Source organism: Streptomyces sp. BR123, assembly GCF_013401435.1.
Taxonomy (GTDB): domain Bacteria; phylum Actinomycetota; class Actinomycetes; order Streptomycetales; family Streptomycetaceae; genus Streptomyces.
In genome coordinates, this window is the sequence record NZ_JACBGN010000001.1 from 69,338 (window position 1) to 95,801 (window position 26,464).

Annotated in this window: 25 protein-coding genes, 3 tRNA genes and 1 pseudogene; 18 read left to right on the forward strand and 11 right to left on the reverse strand. The window is 71.1% G+C overall.

The genetic code is table 11. The features are described 5' to 3' along the window. Window position 1 precedes the first annotated feature (1 nt). The 4 genes from HYE82_RS00320 (at window position 2) to HYE82_RS00335 (ending at window position 2,569) form a co-directional block, all read left to right on the forward strand. On the forward strand, window positions 2–676 hold the full coding sequence (locus tag HYE82_RS00320; RefSeq protein ID WP_179171832.1) for a DUF3566 domain-containing protein: 675 nt from the start codon (window positions 2–4) through the stop codon (window positions 674–676). A gap of 116 nt (window positions 677–792) precedes the next feature. Beyond that, window positions 793–866 (forward strand) — tRNA-Ile (locus HYE82_RS00325). A 146-nt stretch (window positions 867–1,012) separates the two neighbouring features. Beyond that, the gene (locus tag HYE82_RS37195) at window positions 1,013–1,147 is read left to right on the forward strand and encodes a DLW-39 family protein (RefSeq protein WP_208809277.1); all 135 of its coding nucleotides are present in this window, start codon (window positions 1,013–1,015) and stop codon (window positions 1,145–1,147) included. Window positions 1,148–1,264: 117 nt separating this feature from the next. Next, on the forward strand, window positions 1,265–2,569 hold the full coding sequence (locus tag HYE82_RS00335; RefSeq protein ID WP_256986785.1) for a hypothetical protein: 1,305 nt from the start codon (window positions 1,265–1,267) through the stop codon (window positions 2,567–2,569). A gap of 40 nt (window positions 2,570–2,609) precedes the next feature. Here the strand turns inward: HYE82_RS00335 and HYE82_RS00340 are convergent, their stop codons facing one another. Then, window positions 2,610–3,932, reverse strand: coding sequence for a serine/threonine-protein kinase (locus HYE82_RS00340; RefSeq protein WP_179171834.1), 1,323 nt, complete (start codon window positions 3,930–3,932; stop codon window positions 2,610–2,612). Between the two features lie 72 nt (window positions 3,933–4,004). Then, window positions 4,005–4,553, reverse strand: coding sequence for a DNA-binding protein (locus HYE82_RS00345; protein WP_179171835.1), 549 nt, complete (start codon window positions 4,551–4,553; stop codon window positions 4,005–4,007). Between the two features lie 161 nt (window positions 4,554–4,714). On the opposite strand from HYE82_RS00345, the gene HYE82_RS00350 reads away from it, so the two are divergent. Together HYE82_RS00350 and HYE82_RS00355 are read left to right on the forward strand one after the other, a co-directional pair. Beyond that, window positions 4,715–4,787 (forward strand) — tRNA-Ala (locus HYE82_RS00350). A 206-nt stretch (window positions 4,788–4,993) separates the two neighbouring features. Beyond that, window positions 4,994–5,473 (forward strand): LysM peptidoglycan-binding domain-containing protein, encoded by a 480-nt coding sequence (locus HYE82_RS00355; RefSeq protein ID WP_179171836.1) that lies wholly within the window; start codon window positions 4,994–4,996, stop codon window positions 5,471–5,473. A gap of 73 nt (window positions 5,474–5,546) precedes the next feature. Here HYE82_RS00355 and HYE82_RS00360 read toward each other — a convergent pair whose 3' ends face one another. Continuing rightward, on the reverse strand, window positions 5,547–6,242 hold the full coding sequence (locus tag HYE82_RS00360) for a DUF5324 family protein (protein WP_179171837.1): 696 nt from the start codon (window positions 6,240–6,242) through the stop codon (window positions 5,547–5,549). A gap of 175 nt (window positions 6,243–6,417) precedes the next feature. Here HYE82_RS00360 and HYE82_RS00365 point away from each other — a divergent pair, with 175 nt between their 5' ends. Both HYE82_RS00365 and HYE82_RS00370 read left to right on the forward strand, forming a co-directional pair. Beyond that, a complete protein-coding gene (locus tag HYE82_RS00365; protein WP_179171872.1) occupies window positions 6,418–6,945 on the forward strand; it encodes a peptidylprolyl isomerase in 528 nt (175 codons plus the stop codon). Between the two features lie 134 nt (window positions 6,946–7,079). Further along, window positions 7,080–7,955, forward strand: a complete 876-nt coding sequence (locus HYE82_RS00370) for a rhomboid family intramembrane serine protease (protein WP_179171838.1) — start codon at window positions 7,080–7,082, stop codon at window positions 7,953–7,955. Window positions 7,956–8,101: 146 nt separating this feature from the next. Here HYE82_RS00370 and crgA read toward each other — a convergent pair whose 3' ends face one another. Beyond that, complete coding sequence (gene crgA, locus HYE82_RS00375; RefSeq protein WP_179171839.1) at window positions 8,102–8,353, reverse strand: cell division protein CrgA; 252 nt, start codon at window positions 8,351–8,353, stop codon at window positions 8,102–8,104. Between the two features lie 91 nt (window positions 8,354–8,444). On the opposite strand from crgA, the gene HYE82_RS00380 reads away from it, so the two are divergent. From HYE82_RS00380 to HYE82_RS00400, 5 genes and pseudogenes are all read left to right on the forward strand, one after another. Continuing rightward, a complete protein-coding gene (locus HYE82_RS00380; protein WP_179171840.1) occupies window positions 8,445–9,233 on the forward strand; it encodes a DUF881 domain-containing protein in 789 nt (262 codons plus the stop codon). 47 nt (window positions 9,234–9,280) lie between these two features. Further along, the gene (locus HYE82_RS00385) at window positions 9,281–9,481 is read left to right on the forward strand and encodes a hypothetical protein (protein ID WP_179171779.1); all 201 of its coding nucleotides are present in this window, start codon (window positions 9,281–9,283) and stop codon (window positions 9,479–9,481) included. Further along, window positions 9,478–10,116: an aminodeoxychorismate/anthranilate synthase component II gene (locus HYE82_RS00390; RefSeq protein WP_179171841.1), complete on the forward strand. Its 639-nt coding sequence runs from the start codon at window positions 9,478–9,480 to the stop codon at window positions 10,114–10,116. Before HYE82_RS00385 ends, HYE82_RS00390 begins: the two co-directional genes overlap by 4 nt. Window positions 10,117–10,250: 134 nt before the next feature. Beyond that, window positions 10,251–10,925: pseudogene (locus HYE82_RS00395) on the forward strand (class E sortase); the annotation flags it as partial. Between the two features lie 41 nt (window positions 10,926–10,966). Further along, entirely contained in the window at window positions 10,967–11,680 is a 714-nt protein-coding gene (locus HYE82_RS00400) for a class E sortase (RefSeq protein ID WP_309144146.1), read from the forward strand. A gap of 19 nt (window positions 11,681–11,699) precedes the next feature. Here the strand turns inward: HYE82_RS00400 and HYE82_RS37440 are convergent, their stop codons facing one another. The 7 genes from HYE82_RS37440 to HYE82_RS00435 all read right to left on the reverse strand — a co-directional run bounded on the left by HYE82_RS37440 (window position 11,700) and on the right by HYE82_RS00435 (window position 21,033). Beyond that, window positions 11,700–12,245: a restriction endonuclease gene (locus HYE82_RS37440; RefSeq protein ID WP_256986786.1), complete on the reverse strand. Its 546-nt coding sequence runs from the start codon at window positions 12,243–12,245 to the stop codon at window positions 11,700–11,702. A gap of 700 nt (window positions 12,246–12,945) precedes the next feature. Continuing rightward, a complete protein-coding gene (gene pknB / locus HYE82_RS00410) occupies window positions 12,946–14,958 on the reverse strand; it encodes a Stk1 family PASTA domain-containing Ser/Thr kinase (protein ID WP_179171844.1) in 2,013 nt (670 codons plus the stop codon). Between the two features lie 221 nt (window positions 14,959–15,179). Next, a complete protein-coding gene (locus HYE82_RS00415) occupies window positions 15,180–16,649 on the reverse strand; it encodes a penicillin-binding protein 2 (RefSeq protein WP_179171845.1) in 1,470 nt (489 codons plus the stop codon). Next, window positions 16,646–18,070, reverse strand: coding sequence for an FtsW/RodA/SpoVE family cell cycle protein (locus HYE82_RS00420; RefSeq protein ID WP_179171846.1), 1,425 nt, complete (start codon window positions 18,068–18,070; stop codon window positions 16,646–16,648). The genes HYE82_RS00415 and HYE82_RS00420 overlap by 4 nt, the downstream gene beginning before the upstream one ends. 31 nt (window positions 18,071–18,101) lie before the next feature. Next, window positions 18,102–19,565, reverse strand: coding sequence for a PP2C family serine/threonine-protein phosphatase (locus HYE82_RS00425; protein ID WP_179171847.1), 1,464 nt, complete (start codon window positions 19,563–19,565; stop codon window positions 18,102–18,104). Between the two features lie 144 nt (window positions 19,566–19,709). Beyond that, the gene (locus HYE82_RS00430; protein WP_179171848.1) at window positions 19,710–20,210 is read right to left on the reverse strand and encodes an FHA domain-containing protein; all 501 of its coding nucleotides are present in this window, start codon (window positions 20,208–20,210) and stop codon (window positions 19,710–19,712) included. Between the two features lie 10 nt (window positions 20,211–20,220). Then, window positions 20,221–21,033: a DUF3662 and FHA domain-containing protein gene (locus HYE82_RS00435; RefSeq protein WP_179171849.1), complete on the reverse strand. Its 813-nt coding sequence runs from the start codon at window positions 21,031–21,033 to the stop codon at window positions 20,221–20,223. 293 nt (window positions 21,034–21,326) lie between these two features. Between HYE82_RS00435 and HYE82_RS00440 the strand changes: the two genes are divergently transcribed. From HYE82_RS00440 to HYE82_RS00460, 5 genes are all read left to right on the forward strand, one after another. Next, window positions 21,327–21,409, forward strand: a tRNA-Leu gene (locus HYE82_RS00440). A gap of 165 nt (window positions 21,410–21,574) precedes the next feature. Beyond that, a complete protein-coding gene (locus HYE82_RS00445; protein WP_309144147.1) occupies window positions 21,575–23,269 on the forward strand; it encodes a histidine kinase in 1,695 nt (564 codons plus the stop codon). Between the two features lie 8 nt (window positions 23,270–23,277). Continuing rightward, window positions 23,278–23,937, forward strand: a complete 660-nt coding sequence (locus tag HYE82_RS00450) for a response regulator transcription factor (RefSeq protein ID WP_309144148.1) — start codon at window positions 23,278–23,280, stop codon at window positions 23,935–23,937. Between the two features lie 183 nt (window positions 23,938–24,120). Next, window positions 24,121–25,527 (forward strand): DUF2252 domain-containing protein, encoded by a 1,407-nt coding sequence (locus HYE82_RS00455; RefSeq protein ID WP_256986792.1) that lies wholly within the window; start codon window positions 24,121–24,123, stop codon window positions 25,525–25,527. A gap of 157 nt (window positions 25,528–25,684) precedes the next feature. After that, complete coding sequence (locus tag HYE82_RS00460; protein ID WP_218782117.1) at window positions 25,685–26,446, forward strand: J domain-containing protein; 762 nt, start codon at window positions 25,685–25,687, stop codon at window positions 26,444–26,446. The last annotated feature ends 18 nt before the right edge of the window (window positions 26,447–26,464 follow it).

Consider the following 26,464-nt stretch of genomic DNA (forward strand, 5'->3'; position numbering starts at 1 on the left):
CGTGAGTGGAGCCACGGGCGCCGGACCGGCCAGAACCGAGGAGGACGGTGCCCGTGGCCCCGCCGCGGACTCCGAGGGCGGTGCCGGCGCCTCCAAGGGCGGGGGGACAGCGGTGACGGACACGCGAGGGCCGGAGCAGAAGCCCAAGGCCAAGCAGAAGCCGAAGCCGAGGCAGGAGAAGCAGGGCGCCGAGCCGTACCACCCGCCGCAGGCGTACGCGGCCCCCTCGGGCCCGGGCGCGCCCCGGGGCGCAGGGGACACTGCTGCGCAGCGCAAGCCGCGTACAGGAGCCCGTGTGACGCCCAGGACGCGCAAGGCGCGGCTGCGGGTGGCCAAGGCCGATCCGTGGTCGGTGATGAAGGTCAGCTTCCTGCTGTCGATCGCGCTGGGCGTCTGCACCGTCGTGGCGGCGGCGGTGCTGTGGATGGTCATGGACGCCATGGGCGTCTTCTCCACCGTCGGTAGCACCATCAGCGAGGCGACCGGTTCGAGCGAGAGCAACGGCTTCGACCTCCAGGCGTTCCTGTCGCTGCCGCGGGTGCTGATCTTCACCTCGGTGATCGCCGTGATCGACGTCGTGCTGGCGACGGCGCTGGCGACGCTGGGCGCGTTCATCTACAACCTGTCGGCGGGCTTCGTCGGCGGTGTGGAGCTCACGCTCGCGGAGGACGAGTGACCGTCTGATGACCTGCGGGGACGTCTCCGTGCAGCGTCCGCAGGGGCTGCGTCCCCGGGGATTTTGGCGGGACCGTGTCTGTGCGCTAATCTTCAGGAGTCAGCGCGCAGCGCGGAGGGGCTATAGCTCAGTTGGTTAGAGCGCATCCCTGATAAGGATGAGGCCACAGGTTCAAATCCTGTTAGCCCCACAGTGTGGAAGACCCCCAGGCCGGATGGCCTGGGGGTCTTCGCCGTATGGCCTCCCGGGGGCTTCCCAGGTCACCGAACGGTATCGATCGGTGTGTATTGTTGGCCGCCGGAAGTACCCAACGACGATGAAGGACGAGGTCGCGCGGTGAAGAAGCTGCTCCTGGTCGCACTGGCCGCCATCGGCGGTCTCCTCGTGTACCGCCAGATCCAGGCGGACCGCGCCGAGCAGGACCTGTGGACGGAGGCTACCGACTCCGTGCCCTCCGGTTCGGGCGTGTGAGACCCCAAGGCTGATCCATGAAGCCCCGGCTGCCACTGCGGCCGGGGCTTCATGCTGTTCCGATTTGTAAAGATTTGCGGTGCTTGGGCAAAACCGGGGGTGGGTGTGATGGGGCGGATGCGGACTGCGGTGCCGGCCACGGCAGCGGTGACGGCGGCTCTGGGGCTGGTGGTGGGACTGCCGGGGGCCGGGTACGCAGCCGCCGAGCCGCTGCCCCCCTACCGGCCGGCGCAGGGCGCTCAGAAGGTGCAGGGCGCCGCGATCACGGCCGACGCACCGCAGGTGGAGCCCGGGAAGGTCTACACGGACACCCTGGCACCCGGTGAGCGCTTCTACCGGCTCAACCTGGACGACAGGTCCACCGTGTACGTCTCCGCGGTCCTGCAGCCCTCCCCCGGCGCGAGGATCGACTCCAGCGGCGACGGCATCAAGGTCAGCATCATGACCACCGGCGGCGGGGACTGCCCGGGCAGCTCCGGCAAGGCGGACTTCGGGTACGGCAGCGGTGGCCGCCCGATCGGCGCCGCGGGCGTGCGCAGGCTGGCGGAGGACGCCGAGTGCCAGCAGGCCGGCGTGTACTACGCGAAGGTCACCCGGGAGGCCGCCAAGGGCTCCGACCAGACGCCGTGGCCCGTGGAGCTGAAGGTGACGCGCGAGCCCGGCCTGAAGACCGGCAGCGCGCCCCTGCCCGCGCCGAGTTCCTGGCCGTCCGCCCCGCCGGTGGCCCCGGGCAGCGAGGCGGTTGCGCGGGAGGGCGGCACCGGCTTCAACGACGCCCGCGCGTTGGGGGCCGGGGTGTGGCGCGACGGACTGCGGCCGGGGCAGACGCGGTTCTACCGGGTGCCCGTGGACTGGGGGCAGCAGTTGGCGGTGAGCGCGGAGCTGGCGGGCGCGAAGCGGACCAAGGAGTACGCGTCGGCCAGCAGGGGGCTGCTGGTCAGCGTGTACACCCCGTACCGCGGCCTGTTGGCCGACAAGGACGGCAGCTACGACGGCAAGCAGGCGAGCCTGGCCCTGCCGCCGACGGCACCGGTGGCCTACGAGAACCGGTTCGCCTCCGGCGACGCGCTGCGCTCGGCGGGGACGGCGGGTTGGTACTACGTGGCGGTCACGCTGGGCCAGAAGGTCGCCGAGTTCACCGAGGACGCCACCCCCGTGCCGCTGACGCTGCGGCTGAACGTGGAGAACAAGGCCGTGCCCGCGCCCCCGTACACGGAGAACCCGGCCAAGGCGGGGTTCGCCGTCGAGGAGGACGACCGCGCGGCCGCCCGGGAAGGGCTGACGGAGCCTGAGGCGCTCGCGGCGGCCGACCGGCGCAGGACCATGGGCGCGGTCGCAGCCGGCGGCTTCGGCACCGGGACGGTGCTGCTGCTCGTCCTCGGCGGCTGGATGCTGCTGGCCCGGCGCGGGCGGAGCGCCTGAGCGGCGGGCAGAGCCGCAGTCGCCGACCCGCCGGCGGTGGTCAGAGCTGGGTGAGGGCCCAGGCACCCACCGCGAAGCACAGCAGCGCGGCGGCCAGGAGGGCCGCGGCGGCCTTCCGCGGCGGCGGGGCGATCCCGCCGGTCCGCGCGGCCGGAGCCGGGGCCGGGGCCGCCGGGTGAGGGGCGGTGACGGGCTCCGGCGGGGCCAGGTGGAAGCTGCCGGTCACGGAAGCGGCAGCGGCCGCCGGGGCGGCCGGGGCGGCCGGGGCCGGGCCCGGCTGGGGGAAGGGGCCGGCCTGCACCGCTGTGGCAGGGGTCGGCGTGCCCCGCGGGTCGGTGCGGGTGGGCTCCGCCGCCACGGTCGCGGCCGTGACCGCCGCCGTCTGGGAGGGCTCGGCAGCGGGAGGCGCCGGCTGCGCCGGCACGGCGGAGGCTGTCGGGGCGCCAGGAGCCGACGGCTCCGAGGGGGCCGGCCCGGCCGCCTTCTGCGGTCCCTGCGGGCCGAAACCGGGCGGCAGGGGACCGAGTTGGTCGAAGACCTCCACCGGGTCGTCGCCGGGCGGGGCCGACGGCAGCAGCTCGACGGCCTCGGTGAGGGCCCTGCGGACCCCTGTGGCGGTCTTGAAGCGGTTCTGGGGGTCCGGCTGCAGGAGGTTCGCGATCACGTCCCAGAGGGGCGTGGGGACGCCCTCGGGCGCGTCCGGGACGCCGTGTGCGAGGAACTGCTCCACGAGCGCCGCGGAATCGGGCTTGCGGCCCGTGAGCAGGTAGAGGGCGACCAGGCCGACGGCGAACAGGTCGGCGGGGAAGTCCGGTTCCGCTCCCTGCAGTTGCTCGGGGGCGAAATAGCCGGGCGTGCCCACCACGTAGTGGGTCTCGGTCAGGCGCGGTTCGCCCTTGCGCATCGAGATGCCGAAGTCGGACAGCCGCAGGTGCGGCCGTCCGGTTCCCGTGGCCTCCATCAGGATGTTGGCAGGCTTGATGTCGCGGTGGATGACGCCCTCCGCGTGCACCGCCGCCAGCCCCGACAGGAGCTGGTCGAGCAGGGTGCAGACAAATCGCGGCGGCAGCGGGCCGTAGTCCCCGATCACGTGCGCGAGGGACCCGCCGGAGACCAGGTCCATCGTGAACAGGACCTTGTCGTCGTCCGCCGCCCAGCTGGCCGGGGCCAGGACGTGGGGGTGGTCGATCCGCAGGGCCTGCTCACGGACGAACCGGAGCAGCGTGTGGGCGTCGCCCTGCTGGAGCACTTTCGCGGCCACGTACCGGCGGCGTCGCTGGTCCCAGGCACGCCACACCGCGCCCGCCCCGCCGCGGCCGATCGGATCGATGAGTTCGTACCGGCCGGCGAAGACCTCACCCATTGCTGCGTCCGTCCCCCGTTGTGCTCGTTCGCCGTACGTGCGCCGGTGCCGTGTGCGCCGCTGCCGTGCGTGTCAGTTCTGGTGGGCCTCGTAGTGGGCCACCGCGTCGGCCGTGCGTCCCGCGCCGTACACCTTGAGGAACTCTGCCAGTTCGGGGTGGGTGGCGGCGAGACTGTTCGCCGCGTCGATGATGTCACCGGCCGCGGAGACCGAGCGCAGCAGCGACTGGATCTCGCGAACGACGCGCTTGACGGTCGGTGCGCCGGAACCGGTGCTGGTCTGACCGCTGTTGATCAGGACGGAGCCCCCCTGGGTCCGCTTGATCTCGTCCATCCGGTCGGTGGCCTCGGCGGCGCTGACGCTTCCGTCCGCCACCTGGCTCGCGAGGTCCTGCAGCGCCTGGACGCGTTGGACCACGGCCGGGTTTCCGATCTTGGCGCGCTGGCCGCTCATCAGCTGGGACAGCATGGGGGCCGAGAGGCCGAGGACGGCAGCGAGGCGGGCCTGGTTCAGGCCGAGGTCGTCTATGAGCCGGCGGAACAGCGCGCCGAGGGGTTCCCCGTACCAACTGCGCTGAAGTTCTCTGGCTCTGGCTGTAGCCTCTTGCTGTACTGCGTCCACGCGTCCTACTCCCCTTCGCTGGTGCGAACCTCGCGAGCATCTTACGGAGAGTGGTCGCGCGGTGGGAGTCCCCAACATTTTGCGGGATGAGGGGGAGGACCCGGTACTCTGTTCTGCGGAACGACCACTCCTTCGCGGGGGATGGGCGTGTCCTCCCTTTCGGGGCTTTAGCTCAGTTGGTAGAGCGCTGCCTTTGCAAGGCAGATGTCAGGAGTTCGAATCTCCTAAGCTCCACTTTTTCACCCCTTCTGACCTGCGGAAACGCAGACCGGAAGGGGTTTTCTCATACCGCTGGGGCGATGTTTCACGTGAAACGACGAGCCCCCGGGGCCGTGCACGTCCCTCGGATGGGCCGTTCGCAGGGCCGGGCGGCGTCTTCTGGCCGACAGTGGGGACAGGCGCCGAGCCAGGGGCCGAGACCACGCCGGAGGTGCACAGCCATGGGACTCTTCGACTTCCTCAGGTCCGAGAAGAAGAAACAGGCCGCCGCCGAGAAGGCGGCCGCGACCCCGACCGCCGACTATGCGACGACGTACGCCGACGCGGTTGCGGCCACCAAGGAGGCCGCCGAGCGCATGGCCGCCGCGGCCGGGTCGAAGGCGGCCCCCGCCCCGCCCAAGGCCGCCCGGGCCCCGCACAGGCCCGCGGCGGTCGGCCACCCGCCGCACACCCCGACGCCCGCGTCCGCCGCGCACAAGGCGGTTCCCGCGGCTCCCGTGCCGGCGGCCGCGGCGGGAGCAGTGAAGCGTACGTACACCGTTCGGGCCGGTGACTCGCTGACCTCGATCGCCCTGCGGGAACTGGGCAACGAGGCCCGCTGGCGCGAGCTCTACGCCATGAACCGGGGCGTGATCGGAGTCAACCCCCATCTGATCCACCCCGGCCAGGTGCTCACCCTGCCCGGCCGGCTGCCGGGTTGACTCACCCGTCAGGCGGTGACACCGCGCGTGGGGCCGGATCCGAGGGATCCGGCCCCACGCGTCACGTTCCCGGCTACTCCTCGTCCGTCTCGCCCGCCTCGCGCTCCTTCGCGGCCAGTTCGTCGTCGAACGTCGCCTGTGCCTCGTCGCGCGAGGACAGTTCGGTCGCCGCGGGCGGCTCGACGAGCCAGTCGGGGTTGGACTGCTGGTCCCACCACCGCCAGGCCAGGTACCCGGCGCCGGCCAGTACGCCGGCCACGACCACGCCCTTGAGCATCCGGTTCCGGCGCTGCAGCCGCTCGTGGTGCCTGACGAGCTTCTTCACCTCCTGGGCCGACATCTGGCCGCGCAGCGCCGCCAGGGCCGCGGCGGTGACCGCCGCGGAGCGCAGCAGGGCCTCCTCGGCCACCGGCCGGCCGGCCGCGATCGCGTTCTCCAGCTTCGGCTGCGTGTAGTCGGCGGCCTGCCGGGCCATGCGCCGCGTCTGGTGCACCGCCTGCGTGGCCGCCCGGTCGACGTTCGGCGGCACGTGGCCGCGCGCTGCGACCATCCGGGGATGCAGGTGGGTGTCGTACGCCGTACGCGCCTGGCGGGAGGCCTGCTGGGCGGCATGCGAGACCTTCGGGGTCAGCCGCTCGTTCGCCTCGTGCGCGTAGTGCACCGCCGCGTCCTTGGCGGTTTCTGCGTACGGCGCCACCAGCTCCGCTGCGTGCCTCATCGTGTCTCGGGCGCTGTCGGCGACCAGGCGCACGCTGTCGTTGCGAGTCACGGGATCCTCCTCCTCGGTGGCGGACACAGTTCACCTTTCCACCCTTTGTCGGATCATGCCTGCCTTGGGGTCGGGCGGCATGCGCGACAGGGCATCCGGGTGGGGGATTTCCGTGACGTACGGCCCTCCGTGGGAGGATCGGGCACCGACAGTGCTGACTATGGAAGGCAGATCCGTGGCCGAGAAGCTCTACGCCACCCTGAAGACCAACCACGGCGACATCGAGATCGAGCTGCTGGAGAACTTCGCCCCGAAGACCGTCCGGAACTTCGTGGAGCTCGCCACGGGCGCCCGTGAGTGGACCCGCCCCACCGACGGCCAGAAGACCACGGACCCGCTCTACGACGGCACCGTCTTCCACCGCGTGATCAGCGGCTTCATGATCCAGGGCGGCGACCCGCTCGGCAACGGCACCGGCGGCCCCGGCTACCAGTTCGCCGACGAGTTCCACCCGGACCTGGCCTTCACCAAGCCCTACCTGCTCGCGATGGCCAACGCCGGCCCGGGCACCAACGGCTGCCAGTTCTTCATCACTGTCGCCCCCACCGCCTGGCTCACCCGCAAGCACACGATCTTCGGCGAGGTCACCGACAAGGGGAGCCGGTCGGTCGTGGACTCGATCGCCGGCCTGCCGACCAACCCGCGCACCGAGCGCCCCCTGGAAGACGTGATCATCCAGTCCGTCTCCGTCGAGAAGCGCTGACCGGGAGCGCCCGCCGGGCGGCTCCCGGCCCGCCCGGGAACCTTCCGCCCGGGAACCTTCCACCCGGCCCGTCCGTCCTGATGGCATACCGGACCGGCGGGTCGTCGCCGTTCCGCCGCTGACCGAGGGGACCGATGGACACCGACCGTCTGCCGGGCTGCTACCGCCATCCGGACCGCGACACGGGGATCCGCTGTACCCGCTGCGAGCGCCCCATCTGCCCCGAGTGCATGATCAGCGCCTCCGTCGGCTTCCAGTGCCCCGAATGCGTCCGCGAGGGCTCCGGAACCGGCCACCGCCAGGCCGCGAACGCTCCGCGCACCCTCGCGGGCGGTGCCGTGGCCGATGATCCCCACCTGGTCACCAAGGTCCTCATCGGGATCAACGCCGCGGTCTTCCTGGCCGGCCTGCTCTTCCCCCCGCTCGTGGTGCAGCTGGAGCTGCTCGGCCGGTACGTCGACTACATCGGCGGCCCCGTCGAGGGCATCTCCACCGGCCAGTACCACCGGCTGCTGACCTCGGTGTTCCTGCACGCGGAGTGGTGGCACATCGCGGGGAACATGCTGGCCCTGTGGGTGATCGGCGGACCGCTGGAAGCGGCGCTGGGCCGGGTCCGCTACCTCGCCGTGTACCTGCTGTCCGGTCTGGGCGCGAGCGCGTTCGTGTACCTGCTGACCGAGCCGAACACCCCGACCCTCGGCGCCTCCGGGGCCGTCTTCGGGCTGCTCGGTGCGACCGTCGTGCTGGCGCGCCGGCTCCGCTACGAGATGCGGCCGGTCATCACGATGGTCGTGCTCATGCTGGTGCTGACCTTCGTGCCCTTCGGCGGCCGGCTGTCGGTGTCCTGGCAGGCCCATGTGGGTGGCCTGCTGACCGGCCTGCTGCTCGGGCTGGCGATGCTGGCACCGGGACCCGGGGGAAAACGGGCCTTCGCCCAATGGGGGACGTGCGCGCTGGTATTCCTGCTGGCAGCGGGCCTTGTCCTGGCCCGGACGGCCGAACTCACCTGATCACACCGGCGTCAACGCTCCACAGAGTTATCCACAGATGGTCTGTCTTTTCCTCAGGTGTGGATGACGCTGTGGATAACTCCTGGGGAGAGCTTGCGGGGCGGCCGCATCCTGTGCTGGCAGCCCCGCCTCACCTCATGAGCCGCTTACTTCCACTGCGTGGAAACGCCGAATCCCGCCGCAATGAACCCGAATCCGACTACAATGTTCCAATTTCCGATGGACTCGATCGGAAGCTGGGTTTCACTCACATAGAACACGACGATCCAGGCCAGGCCGATCAGGAAGAGTGCCAGCATGACCGGAGCGACCCAGCTGCGGTTGGTCAGCTTGATCTGCTGCGCCTTCGTCGGCGGCGGCGTGTAGTCGTCCTTCTTGCGGATACGTGACTTCGGCACGAGGGGCTTCTCCTGTCGATGCGCTGGGGACCTGCCTGCCCCGGGCGTCCGTTAGCGTAGTGGACCTCTGGCGTTGAAGGAGAAGGGTACGTTGAGCAATTCCGACGACTCCTCCGCGGGTCCCCGCCGGCGGTTCCGGCCGGTCCGGCTGCTCACGGCCGCCGTCTTCGCACTCGCGGGCCTGATCTTCATCACCAGCTTCAACACGTCCAAGGGTACGAACATCCGGACGGACGCCTCGCTGCTCAGGCTCTCGGACCTCATCCACGAGCGCAGCCAGAACAACGCGGAGCTGGAACAGACCACCGCGGCCCTCCGCGGCCGGGTCGACGCCCTCGCCGACCGCGACGACGGCAGCACCAAGGCCGAGGACGCCAAGCTGGCCGCCCTGCGCACCGCCTCCGGCACCGAGGCCCTCTCCGGCAAGGCGCTGACCGTCACCCTCAACGACGCCCCGCCCGGCGCCACGGCCCGCATCCCCAACGTGCCCGAGCCGCAGCCCAACGACCTCGTGATCCACCAGCAGGACCTCCAGGCCGTCGTGAACGCCCTGTGGCAGGGCGGCGCCCAGGGCATCCAGGTCATGGACCAGCGGCTGATCTCCACCAGCGCCGTGCGCTGCGTGGGCAACACCCTGATCCTCCAGGGCCGCGTCTACTCGCCGCCGTACAAGGTGACGGCGGTCGGCGACCCGGCCGCCCTGCGCAGGGCCCTCGCGGCCTCCCCGGCCCTGCAGAACTACCAGATGTACGTGACGGCGTACGGGCTCGGCTGGAAGGTGGACGAGCACAAGGAGCTGACACTGCCCGGCTACTCCGGCACAGTGGACCTCCACCACGCGAAGCCGGTCGAGAGCTCCTCCGCGACGAGCACCCCCTGACGCCGGGCCTCTGGCTTTAGTCTGTGTGCGTACCGCCCCCGCGGTGCGTGAGCGAAAGGGACGCGGACGGCATGTACGGCTGGATCTGGCGGCATCTGCCGGGCAACGCGTGGGTGCGCGCGCTGATCTCCCTCGTACTGGTCCTCGCGGTGGTCTTCGTGCTGTTCCAGTACGTCTTCCCGTGGGCCGAGCCGCTCCTTCCGTTCAACGATGTGACCGTGGACGAGGGATCGGGAGCCACTCCGTGAGCGCGCGCATTCTGGTGGTCGACAACTACGACAGCTTTGTCTTCAACCTGGTCCAGTACCTGTACCAGCTCGGCGCCGAGTGCGAGGTGCTGCGCAACGACGAGGTCGCGCTCTCCCACGCCCAGGACGGCTTCGACGGCGTGCTGCTCTCTCCCGGGCCCGGCACCCCGGAGGAGGCGGGCGTCTGCGTCGACATGGTCCGCCACTGCGCCGACACCGGCGTCCCCGTCTTCGGCGTCTGCCTCGGCATGCAGTCGATGGCCGTCGCGTACGGCGGCGTCGTGGGCCGCGCCCCGGAGCTGCTGCACGGCAAGACCTCGCCGGTGGTCCACGACGGGCTCGGCGTCTTCGAGGGGTTGCCGTCGCCGTTCACCGCGACCCGCTACCACTCCCTCGCAGCCGAGCCGCAGACCCTTCCGGACGTCCTGGAGGTCACCGCGCGCACCGAGGACGGGATCATCATGGGTCTGCGGCACCGGGAGCACGATGTGGAGGGCGTGCAGTTCCACCCCGAGTCGGTGCTGACCGAGCACGGCCACCGGATGCTCGCGAACTGGCTCGTCCGCTGCGGTGACAAGGGCGCCGTCGAGCGCTCGGCGGGGCTGGCCCCGGTGGTGGGCAAGGCCGTCGCGTGACCTCGCTCGCGCCGTCCGTGCCCCCCGAGGGCCGGGCTGCGCGGCGCAGGGCCGCCCAGGAGGCCGCGAGACGGGCACGGCGGCGGGGCAGCGGGCGGCGGCGCAAGCAGCCGGCTTCGGGCGGGCCGATCGTCGTCGCGAGCCGGATCCTCGGGGAGCTGTTCATCACGATGGGCGTGGTGATGCTCCTGTTCGTGGCCTACCAGCTCTGGTACACGAACGTGCTCGCGCAGCGCACGGCCGACGGGGCCGCGGGCTCGCTGCTCCAGACCTGGGAGCAGCAGCCGGGGGGAGCCGCCGCCGCGCCGCCGGGGGCCTTCGAGCCGGGGCAGGGCTTCGCGATCCTGCACATCCCGAAACTGGACGTGAAGGTGCCGGTCGCCGAGGGCGTGAGCAAGCCCAAGGTGCTCGACCGCGGAATGGTGGGGCACTACGGGGACGGCGCGCTGAAGACCGCGATGCCGGCCGACAGGCAGGGCAACTTCGCGGTGGCGGGCCACCGCAACACCCACGGCGAACCGTTCCGTTTCATCAACCGTCTGGTGCCGGGCGACCCGATCGTGGTCGAGACCCGGGACGCGTACTACACGTACGAGATGGCCTCGATCCTGCCGCAGACGCCGCCGACCAACGTGGCCGTGCTGAAAGCAGTGCCCGAGGGCTCGGGCTTCACCGCCCCGGGCCGCTACATCACGCTGACGACCTGCACCCCGGAGTTCACCAGCACCTACCGCATGATCGTATGGGGCAGGATGGTGGACGAACGCCCGCGCGGCCAGGGCGCTCCGCCCGCGCTGGCCGCCCGATAGGCCGGTGGCAGCCGCCGCCCCCGCTCGAAGGACGAACCGCCGTGTCCCGTACCGCGCCTCCCCGCCGCAGCAGCGTGCTCGCCGGGTTCCTGAGCCTGCTGGGAGAGTTCCTGATCACGGCGGGCCTGGTGCTCGGCCTGTTCGTGGCCTACTCGCTGTGGTGGACGAACGTGCTCGCGGACCGGCAGGCCTCGGCGCGCGGCGACGAGGTCCGCCGCCAGTGGCAGAGCGCGCCCGCGGCGGGCGCACAGGCGGGGCCCGGCGCGCTGGACACCCAGGGCGGTATCGGCTTCCTGCACGTGCCCGCGATGAAGAGCGGCGAGGTGCTCGTCAAGCGGGGGACGTCACCCGAGGTCCTCAACGACGGCGTGGCCGGCTACTACACGGACCCGGTCAAGGCGGCCCTGCCGTGGGAGAAGCAGGGCAACTTCTCGCTGGCCGCGCACCGCGACGGGCACGGGGCGAAGTTCCACCACATCGACAAGGTCAAGAAGGGCGACGCCGTCGTCTTCGAGACCCGCGACACCTGGTACGTCTACAGGGTCTTCGCGGAGCTGCGCCAGACCTCCAAGTACAACGTGGACGTGATCTCGGCCGTTCCGAAGGAGTCGGGAAAGACGGCGCCGGGCCGGTACATCACGCTGACCACCTGCACGCCCGTGTACACCTCGAAGTACCGGTACGTCGTGTGGGGCGAGCTGGTGCGCACGGAGAAGGTCGACGCGAAGCGGACGCCGCCGGCCGAGCTGCGCTGACCGCTGGAAAGCCACCGGGTCACCGCAGTACCTGAAGCGGTGTCCCCGCGCTCCACGCCTCCAGAAGGCCCCGGTGGACCGCGGTGACGCCGCCCTGGGCGGCGATGGCCAGGGCTTCGCGGGTGAAGGCGCAGGTGGCCACGCAGAGGGCCACGTCGGCGCGGTGCAGGACTTTGGCGGCGCCGAGGAACTTCTGCATCTCACCGCTGGGCACGTGCCGCAAGGATGTGACGTTCTTGCACTGGACGGCGATGGTGCGGCCGTCGGCGGTGCGGGCGGTGATGTCGATGCCGAGTCTGCCGCCCTGGCCGCCGCCGTGCACGTCGACGTCCGTACAGCCGTCGCGGCGGAGCAGGCCCGCGACGTGGAGTTCGAATTCCTGCCGGTTCATGGCGGTGATGGTTTCGATGACCCCGGTGCGGGCCCGAGCCTCCCGGCCGAGCTGGAGCCGGCTGATGGCGATGTCGTGCTCGACGAGCTTCGCCTGGATCCGTGTGACGTCCTGCCGGAGGGAGACCAACTCGCGGCGGTGTTCGCCGGAGGCCTCGATGAGCACGTTGAGCATGGGGACGACCTGCCTGCCGGCGGAGGATCTCCGTGGCCTCCCCACCCGGGGCGGTCCGGGGGAGGAGGTTATCCACAGGATGGGCGCGGACCTCCTGCTCGGTGTCGAGGAGGTATGCACGTACCTGACGTGCGATTTCGCTGTCGCGGAGGAGCATCCCGACGTTCAGGACGGCCCGGCGGGAGAACAGGGCGAGTGCCGCTGTGCGTGACGGTGAGGAACTGAGTGCCTTCAAGGCACTCAGTTCCTCACCGGTCACCACGTGGTAGCCGCTGGCCTCCAGCTCATCGCGATGGTCCGCGACGAGCGAGCGGACCGCGGTCACGCTCACCTCGTAGTAGGCCGCCATCATCGCCGTCGTCACGTGAAGTCCGTCCGGCAGGAGCGACAGCGCCTTCACCTTGTCCAGGACGTGTGTACGGTCCAGGACGCTCGTGCGCAGTGTCCGGGATTCCAGGAGTACCGATTCGTTGACCATCGTTCCGCCTCTCCCGGGCGGAACCCGCTGTCCCACCCCGACCGGATCAACGATTCCCGACATATGAAGACACGATCGGTTTTCGTGGAAATGTGCGGAGGCGGGGCGGAGGGCCCGGACCCTCCTGCCACCGCCCCGCGCTGAGCACGCGAAGGCCCGGCCGCCCTTCCCTCGGGAAGGGCGGCCGGGCCTTCGCGTGCTCAGCGCGGGGCGGTGCCGGGGTCAGCGGCCTCCCAGGCCGGGGAGGATCCCGCCGTTGTTGCCGCCCTGCTGGTTGCCGCCGAACGTCTGCACGTTCACGACCGTGCCCCCGGGGACGGGCGTGCCGGGGTTCGGGTCGCTCCTCACGACGATCGCGTTGTCGTCCGCGGGGCCCGACAGCACCTGGCCGAAGGTCAGTCCTCGGGCTGCGAGTTCTTGTTTGGCCTGGCCGACGGTTCGTCCGGCGAGGTTCGGGACCTGTGTTTGCGGTGCTCCTTTTGAGATGGACACGTTCACCGTGGTGCCCGGGGCCAGCTGTTCGCCCGGGTTGTACTGCTGCTGGACGACCGTCTTCGGCGGGGCGCCGGGGGAGTCGATCTCGGTGGTGCTGCCCAGCTTGAGCTTGGCGTTGGTGAGGCGCTTGACCGCCTCTTCCTTGGTCGCCCCGAGGAGGTCGGGCATCGTGGACTTGGCCGGCTCCTTGGCGACGGTCAGCGTGACCGTCGAGCCCTTCTGGGCCTGGCCGTTCTTGGGGCTCTGGTCCAGGACGGTGCCGGGGGTGCGGTCGGAGTCCTGGGTCTTCTTCTCGACCGCGAAGCCCTTCTCCTTGAGTGCCTTCTCCGCTTCCTCGAAGCTGATGTTGACGACGTTGGGGACGGCTACCTGCGGGGCGCCCGAGGAGATCGTCAGCTTGACCGTGGAGCCCTCGTCGGCCCGGGTGTCGGGCGCGGGGTCCTGCTTGCAGACGTTGCCCTTGGGCTGGTTGTCGCAGGGCTCGTCGGCCGTCTTCTCGACCTTGAGGCCCACGTTGTCGGCGTTCTTCTGCGCCTGCTCGAAGGTCTCGCCGATCAGCTTGGGGACGACGGGCCGGTTGTCGGCGCCGCCGTTGAACAGCGAGCGGCCGATCAGGATCGCGCCGACCAGGACGAGGACGCCGGCCGTGACCAGCAGGATCGTCGAGGCCTTGCTCTTCTTCTGGTTCTGGCGGCGGCCGTGGCCCTGGTCGTACCCTCCGTGGCCCTGGTCGCCGTAGCCGCCGTCGCCCGGGGGCATCGGCGGGAGCATGGAGGTCTGGCCGGCGTCGGAGGGGCGCAGGGCGGCGGTGGGCTGGTCGTAGCCCTGGTGCCCGTAGCCGCTGCCCGGGTCCGGGTAGCCGTAGCCGGAGGTGCCCATGGCGGCGGTCGCGGCGACGGGCTGGCCCTCCAGGCAGGCCTCGATGTCGGCGCGCATCTCGTCGGCCGACTGGTAGCGGTAGTCGGGGTCCTTGACCAGCGCCTTCAGGACGATCGCGTCCATCTCGGGCGTGATCTCGGGGTCGAAGTTCGACGGCGGCTGGGGCTCTTCCCGTACGTGCTGGTAGGCGACGGCCACGGGGGAGTCGCCGATGAACGGCGGGCGGACGCAGAGCAGTTCGTAGAGCAGGCAGCCCGCGGAGTAGAGGTCGGAGCGGGCGTCGACCTGCTCGCCCTTGGCCTGTTCCGGGGAGAGGTACTGCGCGGTGCCGATGACGGCCGCGGTCTGCGTCATGGTCATGCCGGAGTCGCCCATGGCGCGGGCGATGCCGAAGTCCATGACCTTGACCTGGCCGGTCCGGGTCAGCATGACGTTGGCGGGCTTGATGTCGCGGTGGACGATGCCGGCGCGGTGGGAGTACTCCAGGGCCTGGAGGATGCCGATGGTCATCTCCAGGGTGCGCTCGGGCAGCAGTTTGCGGCCCGAGTGCAGCAGTTCGCGCAGGGTGGAGCCGTCGACGTACTCCATCACGATGTACGGGATGGAGATGTTGTCGACGTAGTCCTCGCCGGTGTCGTAGACCGCGACGATCGCCGGGTGGTTGAGCGACGCGGCCGACTGGGCCTCGCGGCGGAACCTGGCCTGGAACGACGGGTCGCGGGCGAGATCGGCACGCAGGGTCTTGACGGCGACGGTACGGCCGAGCCGGGTGTCGTGGGCGAGGTACACCTCGGCCATGCCACCGCGGCCGAGCACGTGGCTCAGCTCGTACCGGCCGCCGAGGCGACGCGGCTCTTCCATAACGTTCCAGCCCTCTCCCGTCAGTCCCGACCGCACCGGTGTGTGGTCCGGCGGTGTGCTGTTCGCGCAAAGGCTACCGGGCGATCGTCGGTGATCGGTTGGTGACCACAGCCTGATACAGGACCGGTACCGTACGCTCGGTTCCGGGCGGGATCAGTGCCCCTCGTCACATCGGACAGGGCCTTCACGCGTCGTCCCGTTGCCATTGTCCGTGCCGCCGGTCAGCTCTTGCTGCCCAGGACGGCTTCCATGACGGCCTTGGCCACGGGGGCGGCGAGGCCGCCACCGCTGATGTCCTCGCGGTCGGCGCTGCTGTCTTCGATCACCACGGCGACCGCGACGGGAGAGCCCTTGTCGGTCTTGGCGTAGGAGATGAACCAGGCGTACGGGCGCTTGGCGTTCTTCTCGCCGTGCTGGGCGGTACCGGTCTTGCCGCCGACCTGGACGCCCTTGATCTTGGCCTTGCCGCCGGTGCCGTTCGGGTTCTCGACGACGTTGACCATCATCTGCTGGAGCTTCTGCGCGTTGGCGGGGGAGAGCGGGCGGCTCATCTCCTGCGGTTCGTGCTTCTCGATGACGTCGAGGTTGGGCGCGGTGAGCTGGTCGACCATGTACGGCTTCATCAGCTTGCCGTCGTTGGCGATGGCGGCGGCGACCATGGCCATCTGGAGCGGGGTGGCCGCGGTGTTGTACTGGCCGATCGCGGAGAGCGAGTTGCTCGGCCGGTCCATCGTCTTGTCGTAGATGCTGGCGAACGCGCGGACCGGGGTGTCGATCTTGTCGTTGTTGAAGCCGAACTTCTGGGCCGTCTCCAGCATCTTGTCCCTGCCCACCTTGTCGGCGACGTTGGCGAAGACGGAGTTGCAGGAGACCTGGAGCGCGAAGTCGAGGGTGGCCTTCTCGCAGTTCTTGGCGTGGTTGACCATCGGGGTCTTCGTGTTCGGCAGGAGGTACGGCTCGGGGGTGTCGGTCGGCGCGTTGATGTCGGTGACGACACCGTGCTCCAGGGCGGCGGCGGCGGTGACGACCTTGAAGGTGGAGCCCGGCGGGTAGGTCTCGCGCAGCGCGCGGTTGACGAGCTTCTTCTCCGGGCTGTCCTTCAGCTCGACCCAGGCCTTCTCGTCCGTCTTGGAGTTGCCGGCGAAGGCGGACGGGTCGTACGAGGGGGTGCTGACCAGGGCCAGGATGGCGCCGGTGCGCGGGTCGATGGCCGCGACCGCGCCCGAGGTGGTGCCGAGCTTGTCGTACGCCGCCTTCTGCACGTCCGGCATCAGCGTGGTGACGACGTTGCCGCCGGCCTTCTTCTCGCCGGTGAACATGCCGATGGTGCGGTCGAAGAACAGCCGGTCGTCGTTGCCGGTGAGGATCTTGTCCTCGAGGGACTCCAACTGCGTGGAGCCGAACGCCTGCGACGCGTAGCCGGTCACCGGGGCCCACATGGGGCCTTCGTTGTAGACGCGCTTGTACTTGTAGTCGCTGCCCGGCGTCTCGACGGAGCCGGTGATGGACTGCCCGCCCTTGACGATGATGTTGCCGCGCTGGGTGGCGTACTGGGCGATCTGGACCCGTCGGTTCTCCTTGCGGGTGCTCAGCTCCTCGGCCTGGACGTACTGGAGCCAGTTGGTCCGGATCAGCAGGGCGAGGACGAGCAGTCCGCAGAAGAGCGAGATGCGGCGCAGCGGCTTGTTCATGACGGGCGGACCACCTGGGTCATCTCGGAGTCGGGGGACGGCGCGGGGGCCGGCGCGGGGCGGCGGGCGGTGTCGCTGATCCGGATGAGGATGCCGACCAGGGCCCAGTTGGCGAGGACGGAGGAACCGCCCGACGCCAGGAAGGGCATGGTCATGCCGGTGAGGGGGATGAGGCCCATGACGCCGCCGGCGACGACGAAGATCTGGAGCGAGAAGGCGCCGGAGAGCCCGATGGCGAAGAGCTTGCCGAAGGGGTCGCGGGCGGCGAGCGCGGTGCGCACGCCCCGCTCGATGATCAGGCCGTAGAGCAGCAGGAAGGCCATGACGCCGGCCAGTCCGAGCTCTTCGCCGACGGTGGAGAAGATGAAGTCGGAGTTGGCGGCGAAGCCGATGAGGTCCGAGTTGCCCTGGCCCCAGCCGGCGCCGAGAACGCCGCCGGAACCGAAGCTCATGATCGACTGGCCGACCTGCTCGCAGGCGCCGGACGTGGTGTAGCAGCCGAAGGGGTCGAGCCAGGCGTTGACACGTGCCTGCACGTGGCTGGCGAACGTGCCGACGACGACGGCGCCGCCGACGCTCATGAGCAGGCCGATCACGATCCAGCTGGTGCGCTCGGTGGCGACGTACAGCATGATCACGAACATGCCGAAGAACAGCAGCGAGGTGCCGAGGTCGTTCTCGAAGATGAGGACGAGCAGGCTCATCGCCCAGATCATCAGGATCGGGCCGAGGTCGCGGCCGCGCGGCAGGTAGAGGCCCATGAAGCGGCGGCTGGCCAGGGCCAGCGCGTCGCGCTTCACCATGAGGTAGCCCGCGAAGAAGATCGCGATGACGATCTTCGCGAACTCGCCGGGCTGGATCGAGAAGCCCGCGACGCTGATCCAGATCTTGGCGCCGAAGACGTCCGCGCCCAGACCCGGGATGACCGGCAGGATGAGCAGGACCAGCGCGCCCGCCATCGAGATGTACGTGAACCGCTGCAGGGTGCGGTGGTCCTTCAGGAGCAGCAGCACGGCCGCGAACAGGGCGATGGCCACCGCGGTGTACATCATCTGGCGCGGCGCGGACTCGGAGAAGTTGCCGAAGCTGCGCTTGGCGAGGTTCTGCAGCCGCTCGGACTGGTCCAGCCGCCAGATCAGCACGCAGCCGAGCCCGTTCAGGAGGGTCGCGATGGGCAGCAGCAGCGGGTCGGCGTATTTCGCGTAGCGGCGTACGACGAAGTGGGCGATGCCCGCGAGCACGGCGAGGCCGCCGCCGTAGACGAGCATGCCGGGGGGCAGCTCGCCGTGGATCGCGAGCCCCACGTTGGCGTAGGCGAAGATCGAGATGACCACGGCGAACACGAGCAGCATCAGCTCGGTGTTCCGCCTGCTCGGCAGCTCGATGGCGCCGATGGTGGTCGTGTTGGTGACAACGCTCATGGTGTGGCGGGCCCCCTGTGCCCGCGTATGACTACTGCTTCCCGCACAGGCCCACCAGCTGCTGCTCTGCCGCAGTCAGGCTGCCGGGGCCCGGTGTCTGGCTGTTCTGCTCCGCGTTGCGGCGCTCCTCGTCCTTCTTACACGCAGAAACCTGCACGCCGAGTTCATCGATCTTCTGGCGGGCTCCGTCGAGGCTGGTTTCGCTGATGGTCGCCTCGACCTGCTTGCGCTTGAAGGGCGGCAGGTACTTCAGTTCGATGTCGGAGCGGTCGGCCTCCACCTTGGAGAGCTCCAGCGGGCCGAGCTTCTGGCTGATGCCGCGGAAGAGCGCCACGTGGTCGCCCTTGACGCCGACGTAGTACTGGGTCTGCGTCCAGCGGTGGGCGGCGTAGAGGCCGCCCCCGACGACTCCGGCCACGATCAGCAGGATCAGGGTGCGGACGGTCCACTTGCGCCCTTTGCTCCGCCGCCTGCGGGGGTGGTCGTAGGTGTCGTCGAAGCGGGCGTCGTCGTCGTACGGCTCGGGGTCGCCGAAGCTGCCGTACGCGCCGCCCTGGCCGTGGCTCTGGTCGGGGTAGCCGTAGCCGGGGGCGTCGCCGCTGCCGGGCGGCCCGAAGGCGCCGGCGGGCGGCGGGACCTGGCGGCCCAGGCCCGCGGCGCGGCCCGCCGGGGTCTGCATGGCGCCGCCGTCGAAGAGCTGGTGCTGGTTCTCGGCGACCGCGCCGACGACGACCGGGGTGTCGTTCAGCTGGGCGGCGAGGGTGTCCCCGCTGTCGGTGTCGAGGACGTCGGCGACGATGCAGGTGATGTTGTCCGGGCCGCCGCCGCGCAGGGCGAGCTGGATCAGGGACTGCACCGTCTCGTGGGGGCCGTGGTAGTCGGCGAGGGTCTCCTCCAGGGTCTGGTGGGAGACGACGCCGGACAGGCCGTCGGAGCAGATCAGGTAGCGGTCGCCGACGCGGACCTCGCGGATGGACAGGTCCGGCTCGACGGTGTCGCCGCTGCCCAGGGCGCGCATCAGCAGGGAGCGCTGAGGGTGGGTGGTGGCTTCCTCTTCGGTGATCCGGCCCTCGTCGACGAGGCGCTGCACCCACGTGTGGTCCTGGGTGATCTGCGTCAGGACCCCGTCGCGCAGCAGGTAGGCGCGGGAGTCGCCGACGTGCACCAGGCCGAGGCGCTGACCGGTCCACAGCAGGGCGGTCAGGGTGGTGCCCATGCCTTCGAGCTGGGCGTCCTCCTCGACCATGAGGCGCAGCTGCTCGTTGGCGCGCTGCACGGCCGTGCCGAGCGAGGTCAGGATGTCGGAGCCCGGGACGTCGTCGTCGAGCTGCACGAGCGAGGAGATCACCTCGGAGCTGGCGACCTCGCCTGCGGCCTGGCCGCCCATGCCGTCGGCGACCGCGAGGAGACGGGGGCCGGCGTAGCCGGAGTCCTCGTTGCCCTCGCGGATCATGCCCTTGTGTGATCCGGCGGCGAACCGCAGGGACAGACTCATGTGCACCTGCCCTGTCGACGCTTCCTGGGGGTACAACCGGTCTCGAGCCACACTGCCCACCCTCCGGTCGGGAGCGCGCCCGGGTCCGCGTCCTGCACGGGACGGACTGCCGCGGCTCGCTCGCTCCGCTCGCTCATTCTCGTACTACTTCCGCAGCTCGATGACGGTCTTGCCGATGCGGATCGGGGCGCCCGGCGGAATGGGCGTCGGGGTGGTCAGCCGGGTCCGGTCGAGATACGTGCCGTTCGTGGACCCGAGATCCTCGACGATCCACTGGCCGTCCCGGTCGGGGTAGATCCTGGCATGCCGGCTGGAGGCGTAGTCGTCGTCCAGCACGATCGTGGAGTCGTGGGCGCGGCCCAGGGTGATCGTCTGGCCGGCGAGGGCCACCGTGGTGCCCGTCAGGGTGCCCTCGGAGACCACGAGCTTCGTGGGCGCCCCGCGGCGCTGGCGCTGCTGCGGGGGCGTGGCGGCCTGCCGGCCCGCCTGCTGCGGCGCCCCGCCGCTGCTGCCGCGGCGCGAGCCGCGCTGGGTGACGCGCGTACCGAAGAGGTCGCTGCGGATGACCTGGACGGCCACGATGACGAACAGCCACAGAACGGCCAGGAAACCCAGCCGCATGACCGTCAGGGTCAGCTCTGACATTGCCCCCGCTTCACCCTTCGGCTTGCCGGTAAATGATGGTGGTGCTGCCCACGACGATCCGCGAGCCGTCGCGGAGCGTAGCGCGGGTGGTGTGCTGCCCGTCCACCACGATGCCGTTGGTGGACCCGAGATCCTGGATCGTCGAGGGCGTTCCGGTCCGGATCTCACAGTGCCGGCGCGAGACGCCGGGGTCGTCGATCCGCACGTCGGCCTCGGTGCTCCGGCCGAGTACGAGGGTGGGGCGGGAAATCTGGTGACGGGTGCCGTTGATCTCGATCCAGTGGCGCTTGGGGGCGCCGCCCGGGGGCACGGGGCCCGGTCCGCTGGCGGCCGGCCTGCGGCCCGGCGCGCCCGGAGGCGGCCCGGCGGGCATCGGCGGCGCGGCGACCGGCGGGTAGCCGTAACCGCCGCCGCCCTGCTGGCTCCGCTCCGGCTGCGGCTGGGAGGTGCTGGCGGCCAGGGTACGGCTGCGGACCCGGTAGAGGCCGGTGTCGAGGTCCTCGGCCTTCTCCAGGTGGACCTTGATCGGTCCCATGAAGCTGTAGCGCTGCTGCTTCGCGTAGTCGCGGACGAGGCCCGCGAGCTCGTCGCCGAGCTGCCCGGAGTACGGGCTGAGGCGCTCGTAGTCGCCGGCGCTCAGCTCGACGATGAAGTCGTTGGGGACGACCGTCCGCTCACGGTTCCAGATCGTGGCGTTGTTGTCGCACTCCCGCTGGAGTGCGCCTGCGATCTCGACGGGCTGGACCTCGGACTTGAAGACCTTGGCGAAGGTGCCGTTCACCAGACCTTCGAGTCGCTGCTCGAACCGCTTCAGAACTCCCATGGGGCACCTCCTCCGTCGTTGTCGCCCTGTACTGCTTACTGATCGTATCCACGCGTGGCGGATTCGGGTGGTTCCCCCTGGGTCCTGTCCGGACGAGTGTTGGTCCTCACAAGGGATCGTAGGGGTGCGCAAGGGACAGTGTCCCGCACCGGGAGTGCTGTGCGGGAGGGGCGTTCGCGGCGGGATCGGGGAGCCCGGGGAAAGCGATGTGAATCCACCCCCGATGACGTGCTAATGTTTCGTTCGTCGCCAGGGGGACGGACCGAAAGGGAAGAACCACTGGGACGCTGCTCGGGCGAGTGGCGGAACGGCAGACGCGCTGGCTTCAGGTGCCAGTGTCCTTCGGGACGTGGGGGTTCAAATCCCCCCTCGCCCACAGATGGAACCCCCGCTTCGGAGAAATCCGAAGCGGGGGTTCTTCGTTGTGCCGGGACGGGATCCGACGCCGGGCCAACTTCCGTACCGTGCCGAAGACTTTCGTCGGCACGGCCGCGACGAAAGGCGGCATCGCCGCCGTGGCCGGAATGCCTAGGGTCGTCGCGTGGATGCGACGGCGAAGATGCGGGCGGCCCGGAACTGGCTGCAGGGGCCCGAGCCGTGGACCCGGCGGATGCTCGCCGGCGATCTGGCGATTGCGGCAATGGTCACTCTGCTCGGGCTGGGCGTCGAGGTGGTGGACACCGGCAGCACGCTGCGCATGGTCGCCGGCGGCGCGGCCGTGTTCGCCCTGGTGCTGCTGCGGCGCCGGCTGCCCGGCACGACCCTCGTGGTCAGTGCGGCGGTGTCGTCGTTCCTGCCGGGCACGGTGCTGGTGACGATACCGCTGGGCTGGTCCGCGGGCCGCCGGATCATCGGCGTCGGGCGCGCGCTGAGCGTCTTCACCCTGGCCTTTCTGGCCTCGGTGGGCTTCTCCGTGGTGACGCAGTGGTCCCAGATGAAGCCGCTGCTGGTGATCGTGTTCACCACGCTCATGTTCCTCGTCACCACCGCGATGCCCGGCCTGGCCAGCCGGTACTGGTCGCAGCGCCGGACCCTGCTGCGGGCGCTGCAGGAGCGCAACGGGCAGCTCATGCGGGAGCGGGCCATGGTCGCCGGGCAGGCCCGGCTGCGGGAGCGGCAGCGGATCGCCCAGGACATGCACGACAGCCTGGGCCACCAGCTGGCGCTGATCGCCGTGCACACCGGCGCGCTGGAGGTGGACCCCCAGCTCACCGACCGCCAGCGCGAGGCCGTGGGCGTGCTGCGGCAGGCCTCGGTGTCGGCCATGCACGAACTGCGCGAGGTCGTCGGGATCCTGCGCGACGGGGTGGAGGCCGCGGCCCCCGTGGAGGAGGCGCAGGCGCAGCCCGCTGCCCGCGGTGTGGCCGGTATCGCGGGGATCGTGGAGGCGGCGCGGGCCGGGGGGACCGACGTGCGGCTGCTGGCCGCGCAGGGGAGGCCGAGGCCGCTGGCGGCAGCCTGCGACCACGCGGCGTACCGGATCGCGCAGGAGGCGCTGACGAACGCGTACAAGCACGCCCCCGGCGCCGCCATCACCGTCGAGCTGCGGTACGAGGACGACTCGCTCGTCGTGGAGATCGCCAACGGCCCCGCTCCGGTGCGGGCGGCGGCCGGCGAGGTGGTCTCGGGCGGGCAGGGCCTGACCGGGCTGCGGGAGCGGGCCCGCCTCGTCGGCGGGATGGTCCACGCGGGCGGCACCGAGGACGGCGGGTTCCGGGTGGCCGGTGTACTGCCGTACGGGGCGGAGCCGGCCGGGGTCGAGGACGTCGCCGACGACTTCGGGCAGCAGGCCCAGGCGCTGGCCGCGGCGGCCGCCGGGCCGCCGATGGACTGGGCGGCCGTGGACCGGGAGCTGGTGGTGCGCGGGCGCACCCGGACCGGCGGGATCGCCCTGGGCTGCGGTATCGCCTTCGCGGCGCTGGTGGTGTTCGTGATCGTGATCGGGGCGGTCACGACGCTGCTGCTGGGCTCGGTGACCAAGGCGATGATGAGCCCGGAGGAGTACGAGCGGGTCCGGATCGGCGAGAGCGAGCAGGCGGTGCGCGACCGGCTGCCCTCGGGGGAGAGCTTCCTGACCGAGGGACTGGACCGCAAGGGCCCGCAGAAGCCAGCCGGTTCGGCGTGCGTGGCCTGGCTGTCGTCGGCGAACGACGAACTCGACGGCGATACGGTTTTCCGGTTCTGCTTCAAGGACGGCAAGCTCGTCGACAAGCAGTCGTACGAGGTCAAGCAGTAGGAGCGCGGGTGACAGCCAAGGTGATCCGAGTGGTGATCGCTGACGACGAGCCGCTGATCAGGGCCGGGATCAGGATGATCCTGACGTCGGCGCCGGACATCGAGGTCGTCGCCGAGGCGGCGAACGGTCGGGAGGCCGTGGAGCTGGCCCGCTCGCACGCCCCGGACATGGTGCTCCTCGACATCCAGATGCCCGTCATGGACGGCCTGACCGCGCTCGGGGAGCTGGGCAGGTCCGTGCCCGAGGTGCGGGCCCTGGTCCTGACGACCTTCGGGGAGAAGGAGAACGTGCTGCGGGCGCTCGGCCAGGGCAGCGCCGGGTTCCTGCTCAAGGACTCCGCGCCGGGCGAGCTGATCGGGGCGGTCCGGGCGGCCGCGGCGGGGGACGCGTACCTCTCGCCGGGGGCGACGCGGCACGTCGTCGACCAGTTGGCGTCGGGCCGGGCGGTGGCGCGCAGCGAGGAGGCCAGGCGGCGGATCGCCGAGCTGAGCGAGCGCGAGTGCGGGGTGCTCGCCCTGCTGGGCGAGGGGCTGTCCAACGCCGACGCGGGCCGGCGGCTGCACATGAGCGAGGCGACGGTGAAGACGTACGTGAGCCGGATCCTGGCGAAGCTGGGCTGCGAGAACCGCGTGCAGGCGGCCCTGCTGGCCAGGGACGCCGGGCTCTAGATACGGTCGGGCACCGGAACGACGTCGGGCGTCGGCCCGGAACGACGAAGACGGAACGACGGAACAACGGAACAACGGAACACCGGGAAGACGCCGGCAGGCGTCTTCCCGGTGCTCACGGGCGGGGGCGGCAGCATGGCGATGGCGGAACGGCGCGCGGCGTACGCGGCGGGCACTGCGGGCATGGCGGACACGGCGGACTGCGAAGGCCGGCTGCCGGACGTCCTGGGGTTCGCCCCGCGGACTGAGGACGGCTCGCCCAGGGAGGCGGGCAAGGCGCTGCGGGGCAGGGTGCCGCGCGCGGCGCACGCACGCTTCGAGGCGCCCGCCGGGCGGCCGGACGCGGTGCGCGCGGTGGAGGAGTCCAACGCCGGGCGGGTCCGCGAGCTGACGCCGATACGAGTGGGCCGGATGTCCGCGAACCCCTTCGCGTTCCTGCGCGGGGCCGCCGGACTGATGGCCCACGACCTGTCCGCCGGCCCCGTGACCGGCATCGGGGCGCAGATCTGCGGTGACGCGCACGCCGGGAACTTCGGCCTGTACGGCGACGCCCGCGGCCGCCTCGTCATGGACCTGAACGACTTCGACGAGACCGTCCACGGGCCCTGGGAGTGGGACCTGAAGCGGCTGGCGACCTCGCTGATCCTGGCCGGCCGGGTGGCCGGCACGGACGAGGACACCTGCCGGGCCGCTGCGCTCGACGCCGTCGGCACCTACCGCCGCACCGTGCGGCTGCTGGCCAAGCTCCCGGCGATGGACGCCTGGAACGCGATCGCGGACGAGCAGCTCGTCACGCACGCCGACGCCCGCGACATGCTCGGCATCCTCCAGCGGGTGGCGGACAAGGCCCGCAGCAACACCTCGGCGCGGTTCGCCGCCAAGTCGACCGAGCCCTGCCCCGACAGCGGGCGTCGTTTCGTGGACGCCCTGCCGGTGCTGCGCCGGGTCGGGGACGCGGAGGCGGCGGCCGTGGCGGCCTCGCTGGGCCCGTACCTGCACACGCTGCAGGGGGATCGGCTGCCGCTGCTGGCCCGGTACGCGATCCACGACGTCGCGTTCCGCGTGGTCGGCACCGGCAGTGTCGGCACCCGCTCGTACGTGGTGCTGCTGCTGGACCACCGGGGCGAGCCGCTCGTGCTCCAGGTCAAGGAGGCGCGGCCGTCGGTGCTGCTGCCGCACCTCCCCGCGGTGGGCTTCGAGGCCAGGGCCGAGGAGCACGAGGGCCGCCGCGTGGTGGCCGGGCAGAAGCGCATGCAGGTCGTCTCGGACATCCTGCTGGGCTGGACCACGGTCGAGGGGCGCCCGTACCAGGTCCGCCAGTTCCGCAACCGCAAGGGCAGCGTGGACCCGGCGGCGCTCTCCGCGGACCAGCTCGACGACTACGGCCGGATGACCGGGGCCCTGCTGGCCCGGGCGCACGCGCACAGCGCCGACCCGCGGCTGCTGGCCGGGTACTGCGGCAAGAACGAGGAGCTGGACGAGGCGTTCGCCGCGTTCGCGGTGGCCTACGCCGACCGCACGGAGGCCGACCACGCGGACCTGGTGGCGGCGGTGAAGGCGGGCCGGATCGCCGCCGAGGCCGGGGTCTGAGCGTTCCGGTCGTGTCCTGGCCGAAACCCGGGCCCGGCCGGACCGGGCTTAGGGTGGCCGGGTGAGCGAGCAGCAGAGTGAAGAGACCGCCTCCGCGACCTCCGGCGCCTCCGGTCCGGCCTCCGGCGCCTCCGGCGACGAGCGGCCCGAGGCCCGCCTGGAGCGGGCCGTGCGGGCCGCCGAGCAGGCGCTGATCGAGTTCGAGATCGCGGTGGAGACCTTCCGGGTGGAGGTCGAGAACTTCTCCCGGCTGCACCACCAGAAGCTCGGCCCCATGTACGCACGGCTCGACGAGCTGGACGCGCTGATCGCCGAGGCCAGGGCGGAGCGCAGCGGCGACGCCGAGGACCTGCGGCTGGCCCGGGAGGCGCGCTCGCTGGTGATGCCCATGCCGGGGGTTGACGAGCTGTTCCACGACTGGATGGGCTCCGACGGGATCTCGGACGACGCGGGCGCGATGCTCACCGACCGGCCGGTGCGGCCGCCGCAGCGGGTGCGGCCGACGGAGGAGGTCAAGCGCCTGTACCGCGAGCTCGTCCGGCGGGCCCACCCGGACCTCGCCCAGGACGAAGCCGAGCGGCAGCGGCGCGACGCCTTCATCGCCCGGGTCAACGCCGCGTACGGGCGGGGCGAGGAGCAGCTGCTGCGCGAGCTGGCCGAGGAGTGGGCGGCCGGCCCGGCGGCGCAGGCGGAGCAGCGGCTGAGCGAGAGCGAGGAGTTGTACGCCCGGCTGGAGTGGCTGGCCCGGCGCAAGGAGCTGCTCACGGTGGTGGCCCGCGAGCTGGAGGACAGCGCGATCGGGGCGATGCTGCGGATGGCCCCCGAAGACCCGGACGGGCTGCTGAACGAGATCGCCGAGCAGCTGCTGGCCCAGGTGTCCGAGAAGGAGGCTCAGCTCGCCGCCCTGGCGGCGGGGTGAGTCCGGCCGGCTCGGATA

Bases quoted from the DNA above. Each gene is read 5' to 3' on its own strand.
- HYE82_RS00430 (WP_179171848.1), bottom strand. From the start codon at position 20,210: ATGTCAGAGCTGACCCTGACGGTCATGCGGCTGGGTTTCCTGGCCGTT.
- HYE82_RS00415 (WP_179171845.1), bottom strand. From the start codon at position 16,649: ATGAACAAGCCGCTGCGCCGCATCTCGCTCTTCTGCGGACTGCTCGTC.
- pknB (WP_179171844.1), bottom strand. From the start codon at position 14,958: ATGGAAGAGCCGCGTCGCCTCGGCGGCCGGTACGAGCTGAGCCACGTG.
- HYE82_RS37440 (WP_256986786.1), bottom strand. From the start codon at position 12,245: ATGCTCAACGTGCTCATCGAGGCCTCCGGCGAACACCGCCGCGAGTTG.
- HYE82_RS00370 (WP_179171838.1), top strand. From the start codon at position 7,080: ATGGACACCGACCGTCTGCCGGGCTGCTACCGCCATCCGGACCGCGAC.
- HYE82_RS00335 (WP_256986785.1), top strand. From the start codon at position 1,265: ATGCGGACTGCGGTGCCGGCCACGGCAGCGGTGACGGCGGCTCTGGGG.
- HYE82_RS00355 (WP_179171836.1), top strand. From the start codon at position 4,994: ATGGGACTCTTCGACTTCCTCAGGTCCGAGAAGAAGAAACAGGCCGCC.
- HYE82_RS00455 (WP_256986792.1), top strand. From the start codon at position 24,121: ATGGCGGACACGGCGGACTGCGAAGGCCGGCTGCCGGACGTCCTGGGG.
- HYE82_RS00340 (WP_179171834.1), bottom strand. From the start codon at position 3,932: ATGGGTGAGGTCTTCGCCGGCCGGTACGAACTCATCGATCCGATCGGC.
- HYE82_RS00435 (WP_179171849.1), bottom strand. From the start codon at position 21,033: ATGGGAGTTCTGAAGCGGTTCGAGCAGCGACTCGAAGGTCTGGTGAAC.
- HYE82_RS00420 (WP_179171846.1), bottom strand. From the start codon at position 18,070: ATGAGCGTTGTCACCAACACGACCACCATCGGCGCCATCGAGCTGCCG.
- HYE82_RS00425 (WP_179171847.1), bottom strand. From the start codon at position 19,565: ATGAGTCTGTCCCTGCGGTTCGCCGCCGGATCACACAAGGGCATGATC.